Consider the following 491-nt stretch of genomic DNA (forward strand, 5'->3'; position numbering starts at 1 on the left):
GCCGTCGGAACCTCCCGAACTCGCGCTCGGTGATTCCTTCTCGGGCTTGAATGACTGCGACACCGGCGTCAAGCCATGCTGCTACTCCGGCTGGAACGGCTTCACGGATCCGTTCCGGGGCGTAGGCTTGATTTTCAAGATCTGCGTACAACAGGTTCAGACAAGCCGCCGCATCGCGGTCGATCCGTCGATCGTCGTCATCTTCACCCAGTCGCGCGCGGCGCTCCCAAAGTTCGTGCTTGACAAACGTGTCCGTCAGCAGATTGTGCTGAGAGGGCTTGAGTTTCTTTGGCGATACGACTTCCACCAACAAACCGGCGCTTTCAGCCTTGCTTGCGAGTTGAGCGTATAACGCTGCCGGCGCATGTCGCCCGATGGCCTTGCCGAAGCGTCCCTTCTGGAACGCCTTATAGCTGTTGTCCTCCACAATGATGTGACCTGCATGGCCGAGAAGCCGGTTGCAGACTTCACCGTGCTCGCGTTTTCGCGTG

The 491-nt window shown here is 58.9% G+C and carries 1 pseudogene; it reads right to left on the reverse strand.

Going from position 1 to position 491, the window contains the following annotated elements:
* A pseudogene (locus HMPREF3036_RS12155) lies at positions 1–491 on the reverse strand (hypothetical protein); the annotation flags it as partial.

It is taken from the genome of Sutterella sp. KLE1602, assembly GCF_001578585.1.
GTDB lineage: Bacteria > Pseudomonadota > Gammaproteobacteria > Burkholderiales > Burkholderiaceae_F > Sutterella > Sutterella wadsworthensis_A.